This window comes from Evansella clarkii, from assembly GCF_002019695.1.
Lineage (GTDB): Bacteria > Bacillota > Bacilli > Bacillales > Salisediminibacteriaceae > Evansella > Evansella clarkii.
In genome coordinates this window covers 984,435-1,001,506 of sequence record NZ_KV917376.1, presented here as the reverse complement: position 1 = coordinate 1,001,506, position 17,072 = coordinate 984,435, and the positions used below count along the sequence as shown (strand labels likewise).

Here is a 17,072-nt window from a genome sequence, read left to right as displayed (position 1 = left end):
TTTTTTGTGTTCTTCCCCCATAAGGTGGATGTGGTTTTATCTATAATTAGTTAAGGAAGTACGAGAGGCCAGAGGAACAAGAAGGTCGAGGAAGCAAGCGAAAGAGACTCGGAGTGGGCTCTGCCCATGAGAATCGAAGGAGTGCAGCTGACGAAGAGATTCGCCGTTCATCGGGAATCGAGTAAGCCGATGGTAGTTGGGGCTCGCCCCTGTGAGAGTAGGACGCCGCTGGGCAGATAAAAAGACATTCTCTTTTGAGGGTGTCTTTTTTGTGTTCTTTTACACTGCGTAAGCAACAGATTTATGAAGTTGGCGCAATAAGAAGAGACTTTGGCGCGTATATGTGATAATTCGGCGCGATAAAGTATAAGTTACGCGTGATAAATCCTCTGTTAGGCGCGAAAAGTCCAGAGGCAGATAAAAGGGTTATTTATATAGTCGGAGCAATTTTTACATTAGTAAAATGCTAAAGATAAAATTAAACGGCGTGCTGTATTGTGAGGCTAAACCGGGAGGAAAAAGAGGTTCCAACTCAAGGTGGCACCGATGAACCCGGTTCGAGTGAACCCGGTCCGCCGGTGCCAGGTTGTGGGAAGGAGTATGAGTGAGAATACGGGAGAAAAAGGGATCAACTCAAGGTGGCACTGATGAACCCGGTTCGAGTGAACCCGGTCCGCCGGTGCCAGGTTAAGAGAAGGAGTATGAGTGAGGAAACGGAAGAAAAAGCGACCAATTCAAGTTGGCACCGCTGAACCCGGTCCGCCGGTGCCAGGTTAAGAGAAGGAGTATGAGTGAGGAAACGGAAGAAAAAGTTACCAATTCAAGGTGGCACCGCTGATCCCGGTCCATGTGCTCCGGTCCGTCGGTGCCAAATTGCGGGAAGGAGCATAAGGTAAATAATAAGGCTTCCACCACGCCAACCAGGAAGATTAAATTATGTGGAAAAGAGGGAGATTAAAAATTGAACACTTTGCTAAAATAGAGAGATACTAAAAAATAATATCTTATCTGATAAGCAGATTGTCTTTTACATAACTCCTGAAGACAGCCCAGGTTTTAATTTACTGCTAACAGGGAATCCATAGGGGCATATATACGTACATCGAATTACAGAGGTGAGGATTCCTCAGGCTGCATATACATATAAGTATCAGAGACTAGCTGAGGGGTGATAATTAGATGGAGTGGGAGTTAATTACAGAGAGTGATACTTTTATCATGGCAACAAGGCTGGTGCTTGCTGCTTTCCTCGGAGGACTTATTGGAGTAGAGAGGGAGTTTCACCAGCATCCAGCAGGATTCAGAACCCACCTTTTAGTAAGTGCAGGTTCCTGTCTGATTATGCTTTTGGCTTTTTTCGGTTTTCAAAACTATATAAATGAGAATCCTGAAGTGGTGAACTTTGACCCTTCCCGTTTAGCAGCTTATGTTGTAAGCGGAATAGGATTTCTGGGAGCCGGCACCATACTTGTGCAAGGCTACACTGTAAGGGGCCTTACTACAGCTGCTTCCATATGGGTGGTTGCAGGAATTGGATTAACAGTAGGGGCAGGTTTGTATACTCCGGCAATTATTACGACCGTTCTTGTTCTGGTGAGTCTGCATGTGTTAGCAAAAGTAAATTTTGCTTTTTTATCAAAACAAAAGAAGCATTTTATATCCATCACGGTAGATGAGGAAACCGGCCGTCTGAATGACTTAATCAGGGAGCTGGAGATGGTTAATGTAAAAATTAAAGGAATTCAGACAGAAAAACATCAGTTGTATAATGAAAAACCGATGATTGAATATCGTCTGTTAGTGGAATACACAGACCATAAGGATATAGCGACAGTTTCCGACCGGCTTCATAAATATGATTTTGTGAAACAGATGACAATGGACGGCAAATAGAATTAACCCCCTGTAAGATGGCTATACTGTGAGTGGTAATAAGGTAAATCCTGTTGCAATAACATTCTCGCTGGTCAGTGTAAATTATTTGCACAGGGAGTAATTTTCGCTATAATATATATAAAGTCAAAGATAGTCAAAGTCAAAAAACTTCTGACTAAAGCGATCCATAAGAATAAGCCTGTTTGCCATCTGCAGGAGGGATTGGTGTGCGAAATATATCTGATATTATTGAGCAGTATTTAAAAATGGTAATTGAAAAAAGCAACAAAGAAATCATTGAAATAAAGCGAAGTGAACTTGCTGAACAGTTTGAATGTGTTCCTTCCCAGATAAATTATGTTATCAGCACTCGTTTTACCGAAGAAAAAGGGTATATAGTAGAGAGCAAACGAGGCGGCGGAGGGTATATAAGAATTATCAAGGTCAGGCCGAATGACCAAATGGAGCTTTTTGACCAGCTTGTTAAATTAATTGACACCCAGGTCAGCCAGAATGCGGCAGAGAACATTATACTCAGGCTGCTGGAGGAAGAAGCAATAACCAAACGGGAAGCAAACATAATGACTGCCATTGTTGACCGGGCGGTTATAAATATGAGCTTACCTTACAGGGATGAAATAAGGGCAAGAATACTTAAAGCAATGATTTCCTCACTTAAATACAAGGATTGGGATGAGAGTTGAAGGAGGGAGAAATATGCTCTGTCAGGAGTGCCAGCAGCGACAGGCTACATTGCATTTTACAAAAATAATAAACGGTAAAAAAACTGAATTTCATATTTGTGATGTTTGTGCTAAGGAAAAAGGAGAATATATCCCTGGTTCTAATAGTTTCTCAATTCACCAGCTGCTTTCGGGACTGCTTGACGTTAATTTCTCAGCCGGGGCTGGAGAAGTTAAGAAGCCGCCCCAGGAATTAAAATGCAAAAACTGCGGGATGACATATCAGCAGTTTGCAGAGATAGGCAGATTTGGATGTGCAGACTGCTATGAGACTTTTAACCCTAAACTGGATCCGATTTTTAAAAGAATCCACAGCGGGAATGCCGTCCATGGCGGGAAGATACCTAAGAGAATAGGTAAGGACCTTCAGGTGCACAGACAAATTGAGCAATTAAAGCAGAAACTCCAGGAAGCCGTAACAAATGAAGAATTTGAGCATGCAGCAGAGCTTAGAGATAACATCCGTTCTTTAGAGAAAAGTTTGCAGGATAAAAAGGAGGGATAAAGGTGTCTCTTCAAAATTTTATAAGTGAAGCAATCAGTCCATGGATGAAAAATGAAGGACCGGATGCAGATATTGTCTTAAGCAGCAGAGTACGTCTGGCAAGGAATCTCAATAATACTCCCTTCCCGCTGGCTGCCTCGAAAGAAAATCTGGAGGCAGTGATTAAGCTTGCTGAAGAGAAATTTGCTAACCGGACACACCGTAAATTCGGAAATCTGGAATTACTGAAGATGGAAGATATGAAACAGAATGAGAAAAGAGTGCTCGTAGAAAAGCATTTAATCAGCCCTAATCTTTCCGATGAATCTAAGGCTGGAGCAGCACTTCTTAGCGAGGACGAATCATTAAGCATAATGATAAATGAAGAAGACCATATCCGGATTCAGGTTTTATTATCGGGATTTCAGCTTGACCAAAGCTTAAAATATGCCAATGAGATCGATGACTGGATGGAAGAAAAAGCAGACTTTGCTTTTGATGAGAAAAGAGGCTACTTAACGAGCTGCCCTACGAATGTAGGGACAGGGCTCAGGGCTTCTGTAATGATGCATTTACCGGCATTAGTAATAACCCGCCAAATGAACCGCATACTTCCGGCGATAAACCAGCTTGGGCTGGTTGTTAGAGGAATTTACGGGGAAGGCAGCGAAGCTTTAGGGAATCTCTTTCAAATTTCCAATCAGATTACACTTGGCAAATCAGAAGATGATATTGTAGAAGATTTAAGGAGTGTAGTGATCCAGCTTATACAACAGGAGAGAGCAGCACGGGAAAGCCTGCTACAGGAATCAAAACTTCAGATTGAAGACCGGGTGTACCGTTCATACGGGATACTTTCTTACAGCAGGAACATGGAGTCTAAAGAGGCTACCCAGCGTCTGTCTGATGTAAGACTTGGTATAGATTTAGGTCTGATAGACAATGTGAGCGGGAATATTCTTAATGAGCTGATGATACTCACTCAGCCTGGTTTTTTGCAGCAGTATGCAGGGGAGATTCTCTCTCCTGAACAGAGAGACCAGCGCAGAGCTGCCTTGATCAGGGAAAGACTGAAGCTGGAAAAGGACAAATAAATCTACTAATGGAGGTGGGTGCCCGTGATGTTTGGCCGATTTACAGAACGAGCACAAAAGGTACTGGCGTTAGCACAGGAAGAAGCAATGCGATTAGGACATAATAATATTGGAACTGAGCATATCCTTCTCGGTCTTGTACGCGAGGGGGAAGGCATCGCGGCTAAAGCTCTTGTTGCCCTGGGATTGAGCCCTGATAAAATTCAGTCAGAAGTAGAGAACCTAATTGGGCGCGGGGAAGAAAAGACGAAGCAAATACATTATACTCCCAGAGCGAAGAAAGTAATTGAGCTTTCCATGGATGAAGCCAGAAAGCTGGGTCATTCTTATGTTGGAACAGAACATATACTTTTAGGGCTGATCCGTGAAGGAGAAGGAGTTGCAGCGAGAGTTTTAAACAATCTTGGTGTAAGCCTGAATAAAGCAAGGCAGCAAGTGTTACAGCTCCTTGGAAGCAACGAGGCATCCAACAATCAGCAGCAGGCTGGAGGAGGGGCAGGAAGCAATGTGAATACGCCTACACTCGACAGCCTTGCGAGAGACCTTACGGCAATTGCTAAGGAAGATCAGATAGATCCGGTTATCGGGCGTTCAAAAGAAATTGAACGGGTAATTCAGGTTTTAAGCAGAAGAACAAAAAACAACCCGGTCCTTATTGGGGAGCCTGGGGTAGGTAAAACTGCTATTGCTGAAGGTCTTGCACAGCAGATTATCAACAACGAAGTGCCTGAAACCCTTCGAAATAAACGTGTAATGACCCTTGATATGGGAACGGTAGTTGCAGGTACGAAATACCGTGGTGAATTCGAGGACCGTTTAAAGAAAGTGATGGAGGAGATTCGTCAGGCAGGGAACGTTATTCTCTTTATTGATGAGCTTCACACCTTAATCGGAGCCGGAGGAGCAGAAGGAGCTATTGATGCTTCCAATATTCTTAAGCCTTCACTGGCACGAGGCGAGCTCCAGTGTATCGGGGCTACTACACTTGATGAGTACAGAAAGTATATCGAAAAAGACGCTGCCCTTGAAAGAAGGTTCCAGCCAATTCAGGTGGATGAACCTACTTCAGAGGAATCTGTTTTAATTTTAAAAGGACTGCGTGACCGGTATGAAGCGCACCACCGGGTAGAAATTACTGACGAGGCAATTGAAGCTGCAGTAAAGCTTTCTGACCGGTATATTTCTGACCGGTTCCTGCCAGACAAGGCAATCGACCTCATTGACGAGGCCGCATCTAAAGTGCGTCTCCGCAGCTATACAGCTCCGCCAAATCTCAAAGAAATGGAGCAAAAACTGGAGGAAACGAGAAAAGAAAAAGATGCCGCTGTGCAAAGCCAGGAGTTTGAAAAAGCGGCTTCCTTAAGAGACAGTGAACAAAAGATTCGTGAAGAACTGGAGACCCTGAAAAAAGAATGGAAAGAGAAGCAGGGCCAGGAAAATTCAGAGGTAACGACTGAGGATATTGCTCTCGTGGTTGCGAGCTGGACCGGGATTCCTGTCAGCAAGCTGGCAGAGGAAGAAACCGACCGTCTCCTTCGTATGGAAGATATCCTCCACGATCGGGTAATCGGGCAGGATGAAGCAGTTAAGGCAGTGTCGAAAGCGATACGCCGGGCACGCGCCGGATTAAAAGATCCGAAGCGTCCAATTGGCTCATTTATCTTCCTTGGACCTACCGGGGTAGGTAAAACAGAGCTTGCACGGGCAGTGGCAGAATCTTTATTTGGAGACGAAGATGCAATCATCCGGATTGATATGTCCGAGTATATGGAGAAACATAATACTTCACGTCTTGTAGGTTCTCCTCCTGGATATGTAGGTCACGAAGAGGGCGGGCAATTAACCGAGAAAGTTCGTCGTAAGCCATATTCAGTTATTCTTCTTGATGAAATAGAGAAAGCTCACCCGGAAGTATTTAATATTCTTTTGCAGGTGCTTGAAGATGGTTTTCTTACCGACTCTAAAGGGCGCCGCGTAGATTTCAGAAACACTGCTATCATTATGACATCCAATGTGGGCGCCAGCACGCTGAGACAGCAAAAGAGCCTTGGTTTTACAGCTATGCGTGACGGACAGGATTATAAGGATATGAAAAACAAAGTGATGGCTGAGCTTAAGAAAGCCTTCCGTCCTGAGTTCCTGAACCGTATAGACGAGACGATCGTATTCCATCCGTTAGAAAAAGATCATATTAAACAGATCGTTTCTCTAATGTCAGATCAGCTGAAAAAACGTCTTGCTGAGCAGGAAATTGACTTTGAGCTGACAGATGCAGCAAAAATGAAAATTGCAGATGAAGGATTTGATGCAGAGTATGGTGCAAGGCCGCTTCGCCGGGCGCTTCAGAAAGAAGTGGAAGATCGTCTTTCAGAAGAGCTGCTGAGAGGAAATATTTCAAAAGGCCAGTCAGTGAAAATGGATGTAAAAGATGGAGAGTACGTGGTTTCTACAGCGGAATCCACTAAAAAATAATAATCTCACTTAGTACACCCGGGCCGGAAAAAGTCGCTGAAACTTTTTCCGGCTTCTTCTGTAATATTAATACGAGTCACCATGCGCCAATTTTTCTAAACGCTCTGTAATAATGATAAAATATAACTACTATCACTGGGCAGGAGGAATATGAATGGCAAAGAGAAAAACAAAATTTGTGTGTCAGGAATGCGGGTATGAATCAACAAAGTGGATGGGGAAATGTCCAGGATGCCAGAACTGGAACACCCTGGTAGAAGAATTTGAAGCTGCTCCTGCTGAGAAAAGGCGGGGATTTGTGACCTCCGGGACAACCGCTTCTTCCAAACCTCAGCCGATTACAAAAATTGAGCGTAAGGATGAACGGAGGTTCGACACACATATTAAAGAATTAAACCGTGTTCTCGGGGGCGGGATTGTACCTGGTTCCCTGGTTTTAGTCGGCGGCGATCCGGGAATTGGTAAATCAACACTTCTCTTACAGGTTTCTGCGGAAATAGCGAAGCATGGAAGAAGAGTATTGTACATATCAGGCGAGGAATCTGTTAAACAGACCAAACTCCGGGCGGACAGATTGAATATAACAACGGACGAACTTTTCGTGCTTGCAGAAACAGACGTGGAACATATTGAAAAAGTCATTGAAGAAATAAACCCAACGCTTGTTGTAATAGATTCAATACAGACAGTATATCTTGATCATGTCACAAGTGCGCCAGGCAGCGTCGCCCAGGTAAGAGAATCTACAGCTGCTTTTATGCGTATCGCCAAAACAAAAGGAATCGCGATCTTTATAGTTGGGCATGTTACAAAGCAAGGTTCTATCGCCGGCCCAAGGCTTCTGGAACATATGGTTGATTCCGTTCTGTATTTCGAGGGAGAAAGACATCATACATATCGCATTCTCCGGGCGGTAAAAAACCGATTTGGCTCCACAAATGAAATGGGCATTTTTGAAATGAAGGAAGTTGGCCTGGAGGAAGTACTGAATCCTTCTGAAATTTTTCTCGAAGAACGTTCTGCAGGTGCTGCTGGCTCTGCGGTAGTAGCCTCGATGGAGGGAACCAGGACAGTTCTTGTTGAAATTCAGTCGCTCATATCCCCTACCAGTTTCGGTAATCCACGGCGTATGGCCACTGGAATTGACCACAATCGGATTTCACTGATTATGGCGGTACTCGAAAAAAGAGTAGGAATGATGCTGCAGAATCAGGACGCGTATGTAAAAGTCGCCGGAGGAGTAAGGCTTGATGAACCTTCTATAGATTTAGCCATCGCTGTAGCTATCGCCTCCAGTTTCCGGGACGCGCCTGCCCCTCCTGCGGATGTAATTATTGGGGAAGTAGGACTTACAGGAGAGGTGCGTCGTGTTTCCAGGATAGAGCAGCGTGTCTCAGAAGCAAGCAAACTTGGTTTTAAGCGGGTGATTGTCCCGGAGAGGAACCTTGGGGGCTGGGATATACCGGACGGGATTGAAGTTGTCGGAGTAAATACAGTAAGCGAAGCATTAGAGATAACGATAGGAGGGGCATCAAGTGGATCACCGAGATTCGAATTATAATCTTAATTTTATAAGCGAGGTGCTGCAGCTTATATCCCCTGGAACAGCTTTACGTGAAGGGATAGACAATGTTCTCCGTGCAAAAACCGGAGGCCTGATCGTTCTTGGCTACAACAATGAAATGATAAATATTGTAGACGGGGGATTTTTTATAAATTGCGAGTTTTCCCCTGCGTATTTATATGAGCTGGCAAAGATGGATGGAGCTATCGTGTTGAGTGAAGACGGAGAGAGGATATTATATGCCAATACCCAGCTGGTTCCGAATAATGCTATTGAATCAACGGAAACCGGAATTCGCCACCGTACAGCTCAGCGGGTTGCGAGGCAGACTGGGAATCTCGTCATTTCCATCTCCCAGCGCCGGAATGTAATTACCCTTTACCAGGGTGAATACCGCTATGCTTTAAAAGACATTGGGGTAATTCTTACGAAAGCGAACCAGGCGATTCAAACGCTGGAAAAATACAAATCTGTTCTGGATCAGGGGATTACTAATCTGGGAGCCTTAGAATTTGAAGAGCTGGTAACTTTCCAGGAAGTTTCCCAGGTAATGCACAGGATAGAAATGGTTCTCAGGATTAAAAGTGAGATATTAAATTATGTTAATGAGCTTGGAAATGAAGGACGGCTTATCTCCATGCAGCTGGAAGAGTTAGTTTCCAATGTGGAGAAAGAAGCACTTCTGCTTATAAAAGATTATATGAAAGATAAGGGACAGGACCCAGTGCATATATTGAAAAAGCTCAAACGACTGTCTAAGGAAGAGCTTCTGGATGACCAGGTGATTGTGAAGCTTCTGGGATACAGTAAAAACACGAATGTCAACGAAGTATCAGTTTGTCCAAGAGGGTATCGTATTCTTAATAAAATCCCGCGGATACCTCCTCTCGTCGTTGAAAATCTTGTAGAGAAGTTTATTGATTTACCTAGAATTATGAGAGCTTCCACAGAAGACCTTGACGAAGTAGATGGTATTGGAGAAGCGAGAGCGCGAAAAATCAAAGAAGGGCTGACACGAATACAGGAACAGCTGTTTATCGACCGCCATATTTAGTGTCACAGAAGATCGTATGTTGACGAATGAAATCAAAATGAGTTATAATGGTAAATTTACTGTAATTGACATTTTACAGACGATTTGATAATGTGAAAGTATTATTCTCTTACTTTAAAGTATGTAACTTTTTGTGATTTCCCCGGATCAGGTTTGAATATTTGAGACTTGTCTATAATGTTTAAAGGAGGTGAAGTGTATGCTTCGCAGAATGGTACAATTGTTTATTATTTTGACTGGGGGAACGCTGGGATTCATCTTTCTTCCGGATCTGTTAGAATTATTAAATGTGGGGGAAATCCCATTCTGGCTGACGACATCATATGCCGGAGCAATAATAGGGGCACTTATACTATTTTTATCTACTTTCTGGCTTGTTGATGACATTGTCGGCATTATACGATTAGTAGAGGAAACGCTTGTTAAGGCACCTGTTACAGATTTATTATTTGGCTCAATGGGGCTCGGTGCAGGTTTAATTATCGCCTATTTGATCAGCCTGCCTTTAGAAGCTGTATCTATTCATGTAATAAGTACGATACTGCCATTATTCATAACGCTTTTACTAGGGTACTTAGGTTTCCAGGTAGGCTTTAAAAAACGTGATGAGCTGATAAATTTATTTCCGATAGCTAACAGGTCGGGGTTAAAGGATAAGAAGAAAGACGATGCACAGAAAGAGTACGGCGGTTCACTAAAAATTCTTGACACCAGCGTGATTATTGACGGAAGAATTGCAGATATCTGCCAGACCGGGTTCCTCGAAGGGACACTTATGATACCTGAATTTGTTCTCGAAGAGCTGCAGCATATTGCCGACTCCTCAGATGTACTTAAAAGGAACCGGGGCCGCCGGGGGCTTGATATTCTGAATAAGATTCAAAAGGAACTTCCGGTAAATGTGGTTATTTATGAAGGAGACTTTGAAGAAATTCAGGAAGTTGACAGCAAGCTCGTTAAACTGGCGAAAGTTCTGGACGGATTAGTAGTCACTAACGACTTTAACCTGAACAAAGTCTGCGACCTTCAGGGAGTTGCTGTACTGAATATTAACGACCTGGCGAATGCTGTAAAACCGGTAGTACTTCCGGGAGAAGAAATGGCAGTACAAGTAATAAAAGACGGGAAAGAGCAAAATCAGGGAATTGCATATCTGGATGATGGCACAATGATAGTTGTTGAAGAAGGACGTAATTATATCGGAAAACAGATAGAAGTTATCGTAACAAGTGTGCTGCAGACTTCAGCAGGGCGAATGATTTTTGCAAAGCCTAAGCTTCTTGAAAAAGCATTATAAAGTGAATTAGTGTCCGTTATCTCCCGCCTAAACATCTTCGCCTCCACTCATGTTTAGAGGGGGGAGTTTTATGGACGGTTATATCGGGATAAAAATAAATTATCGCAATTATATAAGGGATAGATATTATGGAGAAATATAATGTTGTCATACCTGCAGCAGGCCAGGGAAAGCGTATGCGGGCAGGTAAAAACAAACAATTCATTAATATTGGCGGCATACCCCTCCTCATTCACACACTTCATGTGTTTGAGGAGGATTCTCTTTGTGAAGGGATTATTCTTGCGGTTAATAAGAATGAAACAGAGGAAATAAAGAATTTATTAGATTCCTATAACATTAAGAAAGTGATAAAGGTTGTTGAGGGTGGAAAGGAACGCCAGGAGAGCGTTTTCCAGGGATTAAAAGCGATAGAAGGAAACCCCGTCGTCCTCATTCATGATGGCGCCCGCCCTTTTGTTCAGAAGCATGTAGTCCATAAGTTAGTAAATACGGTGACTGGAAAGGGAGCCTGTGTCACTGCCGTACCTGTGAAAGATACAATCAAGCAGGCGGCAGAAGGTAAAATACATAAAACAATTGACCGGTCAAGCTTGTGGGCTGTACAGACACCGCAGGCTTTTAGGCATGAGGAAATACTGAAGGCCCATAAGCAGGCTGCCGAGGATGGTTTTGAAGGGACAGATGACGCCTCTCTGATTGAATATACAGGCGGGAACGTTTATATTATTGAAGGAGATTATGAAAATATTAAAATCACTACACCAGAGGATATTATGTTCGGTGAAGCGATTATTTCAAAACGAAAGGGCTGGGACGAATGATTAGAATCGGACAAGGCTTTGATGTACACCAGCTGACAGAAGGAAGGCCTCTCATTATCGGCGGTATTGAAATTCCTTATGAAAAGGGTCTCCTTGGCCATTCAGACGCAGATGTTCTCCTGCATACGATTGCGGATGCATGTCTGGGAGCAATAGGAGAAGGAGATATTGGGAGACATTTTCCGGATACAGATCCTGAATTTAAAGACGCTGATTCTGCAGAACTCCTGAGGCATGTCTGGGAGATTGTGAAGTCCAGAGGTTACCGTCTGGGAAATCTGGACTGTACAATAATGGCCCAGAAGCCGAAAATGGCTCCTTATATTCAGGAAATGAGGGAAAGAATAGCTGAACTTCTCGAAGGAGAGACAGCCCAGGTGAATGTGAAAGCAACCACTACGGAAAAACTGGGTTTTACCGGCAGAGGAGAAGGAATTGCCTCTATGGCTGTTATCCTGCTTGAGGAACAGAAGTAGCAGACAATCTGCCTCTCCTCTTGACCTCCTGTAATAATTTAATGATAAAATAAGAAAAAGTTTAATGAATCAGAGAATGGAAGGTGCCTTAAAATGACTCAAAATGTACGTGTAAGGTTTGCTCCAAGCCCAACGGGGCATTTGCATATCGGAGGAGCGAGATCCGCTTTATTTAATTATCTGTTTGCCAGAAATCAGAACGGAAAGTTTATCCTTCGCATTGAAGACACGGATCAGGCACGAAATGTGGATACTGCAACGGAGAAGCTGATGGATAGCCTGAAATGGCTGGGAATAGACTGGGATGAAAGTGTAGATACAGGAGGTCCCTATGCTCCGTATCAGAGTATGGAACGTCTGGACATTTACAGAAAATATGTAGAACAGCTGATTGAAGAGGGAAAAGCATATCACTGCTACATGTCCGAAGAAGAACTGGAAGCAGAACGGGAAGAGCAGCGTGCAAAAGGGCTGACTCCTAAGTACAGCGGCCGGGATCGTAACCTGACAGAGGAACAGAAGCACGCTTATGAAGCAGAAGGGCGCAAACCAGTCGTCCGTTTTCATGTCCCTGAAGATAAGACAATCATCGTGGACGATATTGTACGTGGGGAAGTGACGTTCGAAACGGAAGGGATCGGCGACTTTGTAATTGCAAGAGCTGACGGTATACCAACATATAATTTCGCGGTAGCTGTGGACGATCATCTTATGGAAATCAGCCACGTAATCCGGGGAGAAGAACACCTGTCCAACACGCCTCGCCAGCTTCTTATTTTCGAAGCGTTCGGCTGGGAAAAACCAAGGTTTGCACACGCTTCCTTAATCCTGAATGAAGACAGGCAGAAAATGAGCAAGCGGGAAGAGTCTATTATTCAGTTTGTGGAGCAGTACCGTGATCTCGGTTATCTTCCTGAAGCTATTGTTAACTTTATATCATTGCTCGGCTGGTCTCCAGGCGGCGAAGAAGAGATTCTTTCAGGGGAACAGCTCATTGAACAGTTCAGCCTTGAGCGTATTATTAAAGCGCCGGCAGTATTCGATACAAAAAAGCTTGCCTGGATGAACAATCAGTATATGAAGGATGCTGACTCTGACCGGATAACAGAGCTTGCGCTGCCTCATCTTCAGGAAGCTGGAAGGCTTCCGGAAAACTTATCAGATGAGCAGAGAGGGTGGGTCAGGGACCTCGTTGCTCTTCATCAGGAAAAAATGAGCTTTGCAGCAGAGATTGTAGAGTTAACAGAGTTGTTCTTCAAGGACGAAATCGGCTATAATGAAGAAGCAAATGAAGTTCTTAACGATGAACAAGTTCCTGAAGTGCTGACCGCATTCAAAGAAAAAGTGGACAACATGGAAGATTTTTCAGCCGAGCAGCTGAAGAAGTCCATGAAAGAAGTTCAAAAAGAGACAGGGCACAAAGGGAAAAAGTTATTTATGCCAATCCGGGTGGCTGCAACTGGCCAGACGCATGGCCCTGACTTGCCAAAAACTTTGTTTTTGCTTGGAAGACAAAAAGTTTCCGACCGTCTTGGCAAACTGTTAAAATAACTAATAAGTACGTTATGCAGAGTCTTTCTGCAGCGGAACATTAACGAAAGAATGAACATATCAATAACATACAGGAAAGCGCGGATGAGGAGAAGTAAGAATGGAGTGTCCTTCCAAGAGAGAGCTGCCACCGGCTGTAAGCAGCTTAAGGATTTCCTTTCTGAAATGCACCTCTGAGCCTTCTGCAGAACATCCTGACAGAGGATAAGTATGCAGGAGCGGTTGCAGACCGTTATCTGTTAAAGTGGAGCGTATTACACGCTCAAACAGAGTGGAACCACGCGATGAGCGTCTCTGTGCCAACCAGGCACAGAGGCGTTTTTTTATTTTTCCAGCCTGATTAAGTGCGATAAATGATTTCATATACAGACTGAGAGGAGGGGGAAGGTATGTTCCGTACACTTAAAAACGATATTGACGTAGTACTTGAACAGGACCCTGCTGCAAGGAACCGTCTGGAGGTGGCGATTAATTATTCAGGAGTGCATGCTATTTGGGCACACCGGCTCGCCCATTCACTGTGGAAGAAAAAGTTTTATTTTATTGCCCGCTATATCTCGCAAGTAAGCCGTTTTTTTACAGGAATTGAAATCCACCCTGGTGCAAAAATCGGCCAAAGGCTGTTTATTGACCATGGTATGGGAGTTGTAATCGGTGAAACATGTGAAATAGGGAATAATGTAACTATTTATCAGGGTGTCACTTTAGGGGGTACAGGCAAAGAAAAGGGAAAACGCCACCCAACAGTGGAAGACGATGTGCTTATTGCAACAGGGGCGAAGGTTCTTGGCTCCATGAGGATCGGAAGAAACTCACGTATAGGAGCAGGATCTGTTGTTTTAAAAGAGATTCCTCCAAATTCCACTGTTGTGGGGATACCTGGCAGAGTGGTTATACAGGATGGAGTAAAAGTAACGAGAGATTTAGACCAGATTAACCTTCCTGACCCAGTTTCCGATAAATTCCGGGAGCTGGAGGGAGAGATACTCCGTCTGAAAAGAGAATTAAACAACTTAAGAAAACAGCAGGAGAAATCCGAATCGGAAATATGAAAGGAGACGAAATAATGGGTATACAGCTGTATAACACCCTTAATAGAAAAATAGAGCCATTTAAGCCTATAGAAGAAGGTAAGGTGAAAATGTATGTATGCGGTCCTACGGTATATAACTATATTCACATAGGGAATGCCAGGCCTGCGGTGGTTTTCGATATGGTCCGGAGGTATTTCCAGTATAAAGGTTACGAGGTGACCTATGTCTCGAACTTTACAGACGTGGATGACAAAATCATTAAGGCTGCCGAGGAAATGGGAGAAGACGTGATGGCGATAGCTGAACGTTTTATTCAGGCATACCATGAAGATACCGGGGCGCTGGGAGTTAAAAAGGCAGATATCCACCCTCGTGTGACAGACACCATGCCGGAAATCATCTCCTTTATTGATCGGCTTACAGAAAAGGGCTATGCATACGAATCAGGCGGCGATGTTTATTTCAGAACAAAGAAGTTCGACAATTACGGCAAACTCTCTCACCAGTCTGTTGAAGACCTTCAGCTTGGCTCAAGGATTGAAGTGGGGGAGAAAAAAGAGGACCCGCTGGATTTTGTACTGTGGAAAAAAGCGAAACCAGGGGAAATCAAATGGGAGAGCCCATGGGGAGAAGGAAGGCCAGGCTGGCACATAGAATGCTCAGCTATGGTTAAGAAATATTTAGGGGAGACTATCGATATCCACGCCGGGGGCCAGGATCTGGCTTTTCCTCACCACGAGAATGAAATTGCCCAGTCGGAAGCACTAAATGAAAAACAAATGGCTAACTACTGGATACACAATGGGTATATTAATATTAACAACGAAAAAATGTCCAAATCACTAGGAAACTTTATCCTTGTGCACGATATCATTAAGCAGTTTGATCCGGAAGTTGTCCGTTTCTTCATCGTTAACGCCCATTACCGCAGTCCGATCAACTTCAGCGATGAACAGCTTGAGAGTGCCAAGGCAGGGCTGGACAGGATCAAGACCACATATTCCAACTTACAGCACCGGCTGGAAGAAACGGCAGACCTGGGTGAGAACAGAGATAAATGGCAGGGGCAAATTGAAGAGCTCCACAACCGTTTTATAAAAGAAATGGATGATGACTTCAACAGTGCCAATGCAGTCGCAGCTATGTTTGATCTCGTGAAAGCTGGTAACCTTTATCTCAGAGAAAAGCACTCCAGCAAAGAGGTGCTTCAGAGTTTCATTAAGCGCCTTGATGATATGGCCTTCGTTCTGGGGATTCAGCTAAAGCAGGAGAAAGCTTTGCTGGATGAAGAGGTAGAGGCTTTAATTCAGGAAAGAATAGATGCAAGAAAGAACAGAAACTTTGCCAGGGCAGACGAGATCAGGGATGAACTGAAAGAAAAAAATATCATTCTGGAAGATACTCCTCAAGGGACTCGCTGGAAGAGGGGGTAGCCATGAAACTTGATAAGACAGTAAAAGATCCGGAGCAGTTAAATGCTCTTGCTCTCGCATACATGGGAGATGCGGTGCTGGAAACCTATGTCCGGTACCGCCTCATTTCCCAGGGGAAAGTCAGGCCGAACAGACTGCATAAAACCGCTACACAGTATGTTTCTGCGAAGGCCCAGGCAAAAGTTCTCCGAAATTTCATGGATGAAAATGTTCTCACCGCTGAAGAGTTATCGGTTGCGATGCGGGGAAGAAATGCTAAATCAGGCACTATTCCTAAGAACACGGATCCGGCAACATACAGCCTGAGTACCGCTCTGGAAGCTCTGCTCGGCTATTTGTACTTAACAGAAAAAAATAACCGGCTCGATGAACTCATCGGACAAGCTTTTGCAATAATTGAAGGAAAGGAGGGGGACAATGAGTGAACAGCAGGATTTAATCGCAGGGAAAAATCCGGTCATTGAAGCCTTAAAAGGCGGAAGGCCGGTTAATAAAATATGGATAGCGGAAGGATCCCAGCGGGGGCAGATGAATAATGTCATTCAGCATGCGAAAAATGCGAAAGTAAATGTTCAGTTTGTTCCTAAAAAGAAGCTGGACCAAATGACTGAATCCCAGCACCAGGGCGTGGTGGCGCAAATTGCAGCTTATGAATACCAGGACTTATCTGTATTGTTTGACAGGGCTGCAGAAAAGAATGAACCGCCTTTCTTCATTCTCCTGGATGAGCTGGAGGATCCCCATAACCTAGGTTCCATTTTAAGGACAGCCGATGCTTCGGGCGCCCATGGAGTCATTGTGCCAAAACGCCGTTCTGTCGGGCTTACTTCTACGGTTGCCAAAGCGTCCGCAGGTGCAATTGAACACGTTCCTGTAGCGAGGGTAACGAATCTGGCCCGTACGATGGAAGATTTGAAAAAAGAAGGGCTCTGGTTTGTGGGAACAGATGCAAAAGGAACCGAAGACTACAGGGAAACGGACCTGACGATGCCTTTAGGACTTGTTATAGGAAGTGAAGGGAAAGGCCTGGGCCGGCTTGTGAAAGAAAAGTGCGACTTTCTTGTGCGCATACCTTTATCAGGAAAGGTCACATCATTAAATGCTTCAGTGGCAGCAGGGCTGCTGATGTACGAGACTTTCAGGCGGCGTAATTCGCAGGGACTGAGTTAGG

At 44.2% G+C, this 17,072-nt stretch carries 15 protein-coding genes and 1 other annotated feature; all 15 genes read left to right on the top strand.

Features of this window, described 5'->3' with window-relative positions; translation table 11 throughout:
* Positions 1-1,179 precede the first annotated feature (1,179 nt).
* The gene (locus tag BK582_RS04740) at positions 1,180-1,893 is read left to right on the top strand and encodes an MgtC/SapB family protein (RefSeq protein ID WP_078593223.1); all 714 of its coding nucleotides are present in this window, start codon (positions 1,180-1,182) and stop codon (positions 1,891-1,893) included.
* A 209-nt stretch (positions 1,894-2,102) separates the two neighbouring features.
* The gene (locus tag BK582_RS04735) at positions 2,103-2,579 is read left to right on the top strand and encodes a CtsR family transcriptional regulator (protein ID WP_078593222.1); all 477 of its coding nucleotides are present in this window, start codon (positions 2,103-2,105) and stop codon (positions 2,577-2,579) included.
* A gap of 13 nt (positions 2,580-2,592) precedes the next feature.
* The gene (locus tag BK582_RS04730) at positions 2,593-3,123 is read left to right on the top strand and encodes a protein-arginine kinase activator protein McsA (RefSeq protein WP_078593221.1); all 531 of its coding nucleotides are present in this window, start codon (positions 2,593-2,595) and stop codon (positions 3,121-3,123) included.
* 2 nt (positions 3,124-3,125) lie between these two features.
* Positions 3,126-4,196: a protein-arginine kinase McsB gene (locus BK582_RS04725; RefSeq protein ID WP_078593220.1), complete on the top strand. Its 1,071-nt coding sequence runs from the start codon at positions 3,126-3,128 to the stop codon at positions 4,194-4,196.
* A gap of 24 nt (positions 4,197-4,220) precedes the next feature.
* Positions 4,221-6,668 carry an ATP-dependent protease ATP-binding subunit ClpC gene (clpC, locus tag BK582_RS04720; protein WP_078593219.1) on the top strand — a complete coding sequence of 816 codons (2,448 nt, stop codon included), beginning with the start codon at positions 4,221-4,223 and terminating at the stop codon, positions 6,666-6,668.
* Between the two features lie 154 nt (positions 6,669-6,822).
* Complete coding sequence (radA, locus tag BK582_RS04715; protein ID WP_078593218.1) at positions 6,823-8,229, top strand: DNA repair protein RadA; 1,407 nt, start codon at positions 6,823-6,825, stop codon at positions 8,227-8,229.
* Entirely contained in the window at positions 8,204-9,286 is a 1,083-nt protein-coding gene (gene disA, locus BK582_RS04710) for a DNA integrity scanning diadenylate cyclase DisA (RefSeq protein ID WP_078593217.1), read from the top strand. Before radA ends, disA begins: the two co-directional genes overlap by 26 nt.
* Before the next feature lie 199 nt (positions 9,287-9,485).
* A complete protein-coding gene (locus tag BK582_RS04705) occupies positions 9,486-10,583 on the top strand; it encodes a PIN/TRAM domain-containing protein (protein ID WP_078593216.1) in 1,098 nt (365 codons plus the stop codon).
* A gap of 128 nt (positions 10,584-10,711) precedes the next feature.
* On the top strand, positions 10,712-11,407 hold the full coding sequence (gene ispD, locus BK582_RS04700) for a 2-C-methyl-D-erythritol 4-phosphate cytidylyltransferase (protein WP_078593215.1): 696 nt from the start codon (positions 10,712-10,714) through the stop codon (positions 11,405-11,407).
* Entirely contained in the window at positions 11,404-11,883 is a 480-nt protein-coding gene (gene ispF, locus BK582_RS04695) for a 2-C-methyl-D-erythritol 2,4-cyclodiphosphate synthase (protein WP_078593214.1), read from the top strand. Before ispD ends, ispF begins: the two co-directional genes overlap by 4 nt.
* 93 nt (positions 11,884-11,976) lie before the next feature.
* Positions 11,977-13,434: a glutamate--tRNA ligase gene (gene gltX, locus BK582_RS04690; RefSeq protein WP_078593213.1), complete on the top strand. Its 1,458-nt coding sequence runs from the start codon at positions 11,977-11,979 to the stop codon at positions 13,432-13,434.
* A gap of 72 nt (positions 13,435-13,506) precedes the next feature.
* Positions 13,507-13,733 (top strand) — a binding site (T-box leader).
* Positions 13,734-13,823: 90 nt separating this feature from the next.
* Positions 13,824-14,486, top strand: a complete 663-nt coding sequence (cysE, locus tag BK582_RS04685; RefSeq protein ID WP_078593212.1) for a serine O-acetyltransferase — start codon at positions 13,824-13,826, stop codon at positions 14,484-14,486.
* Between the two features lie 14 nt (positions 14,487-14,500).
* Positions 14,501-15,901: a cysteine--tRNA ligase gene (cysS, locus tag BK582_RS04680; RefSeq protein WP_078597792.1), complete on the top strand. Its 1,401-nt coding sequence runs from the start codon at positions 14,501-14,503 to the stop codon at positions 15,899-15,901.
* 2 nt (positions 15,902-15,903) lie between these two features.
* Positions 15,904-16,326: a Mini-ribonuclease 3 gene (locus BK582_RS04675; RefSeq protein ID WP_078593211.1), complete on the top strand. Its 423-nt coding sequence runs from the start codon at positions 15,904-15,906 to the stop codon at positions 16,324-16,326.
* Positions 16,319-17,071: a 23S rRNA (guanosine(2251)-2'-O)-methyltransferase RlmB gene (gene rlmB, locus BK582_RS04670; RefSeq protein WP_078593210.1), complete on the top strand. Its 753-nt coding sequence runs from the start codon at positions 16,319-16,321 to the stop codon at positions 17,069-17,071. The genes BK582_RS04675 and rlmB overlap by 8 nt, the downstream gene beginning before the upstream one ends.
* Position 17,072 lies beyond the last annotated feature (1 nt).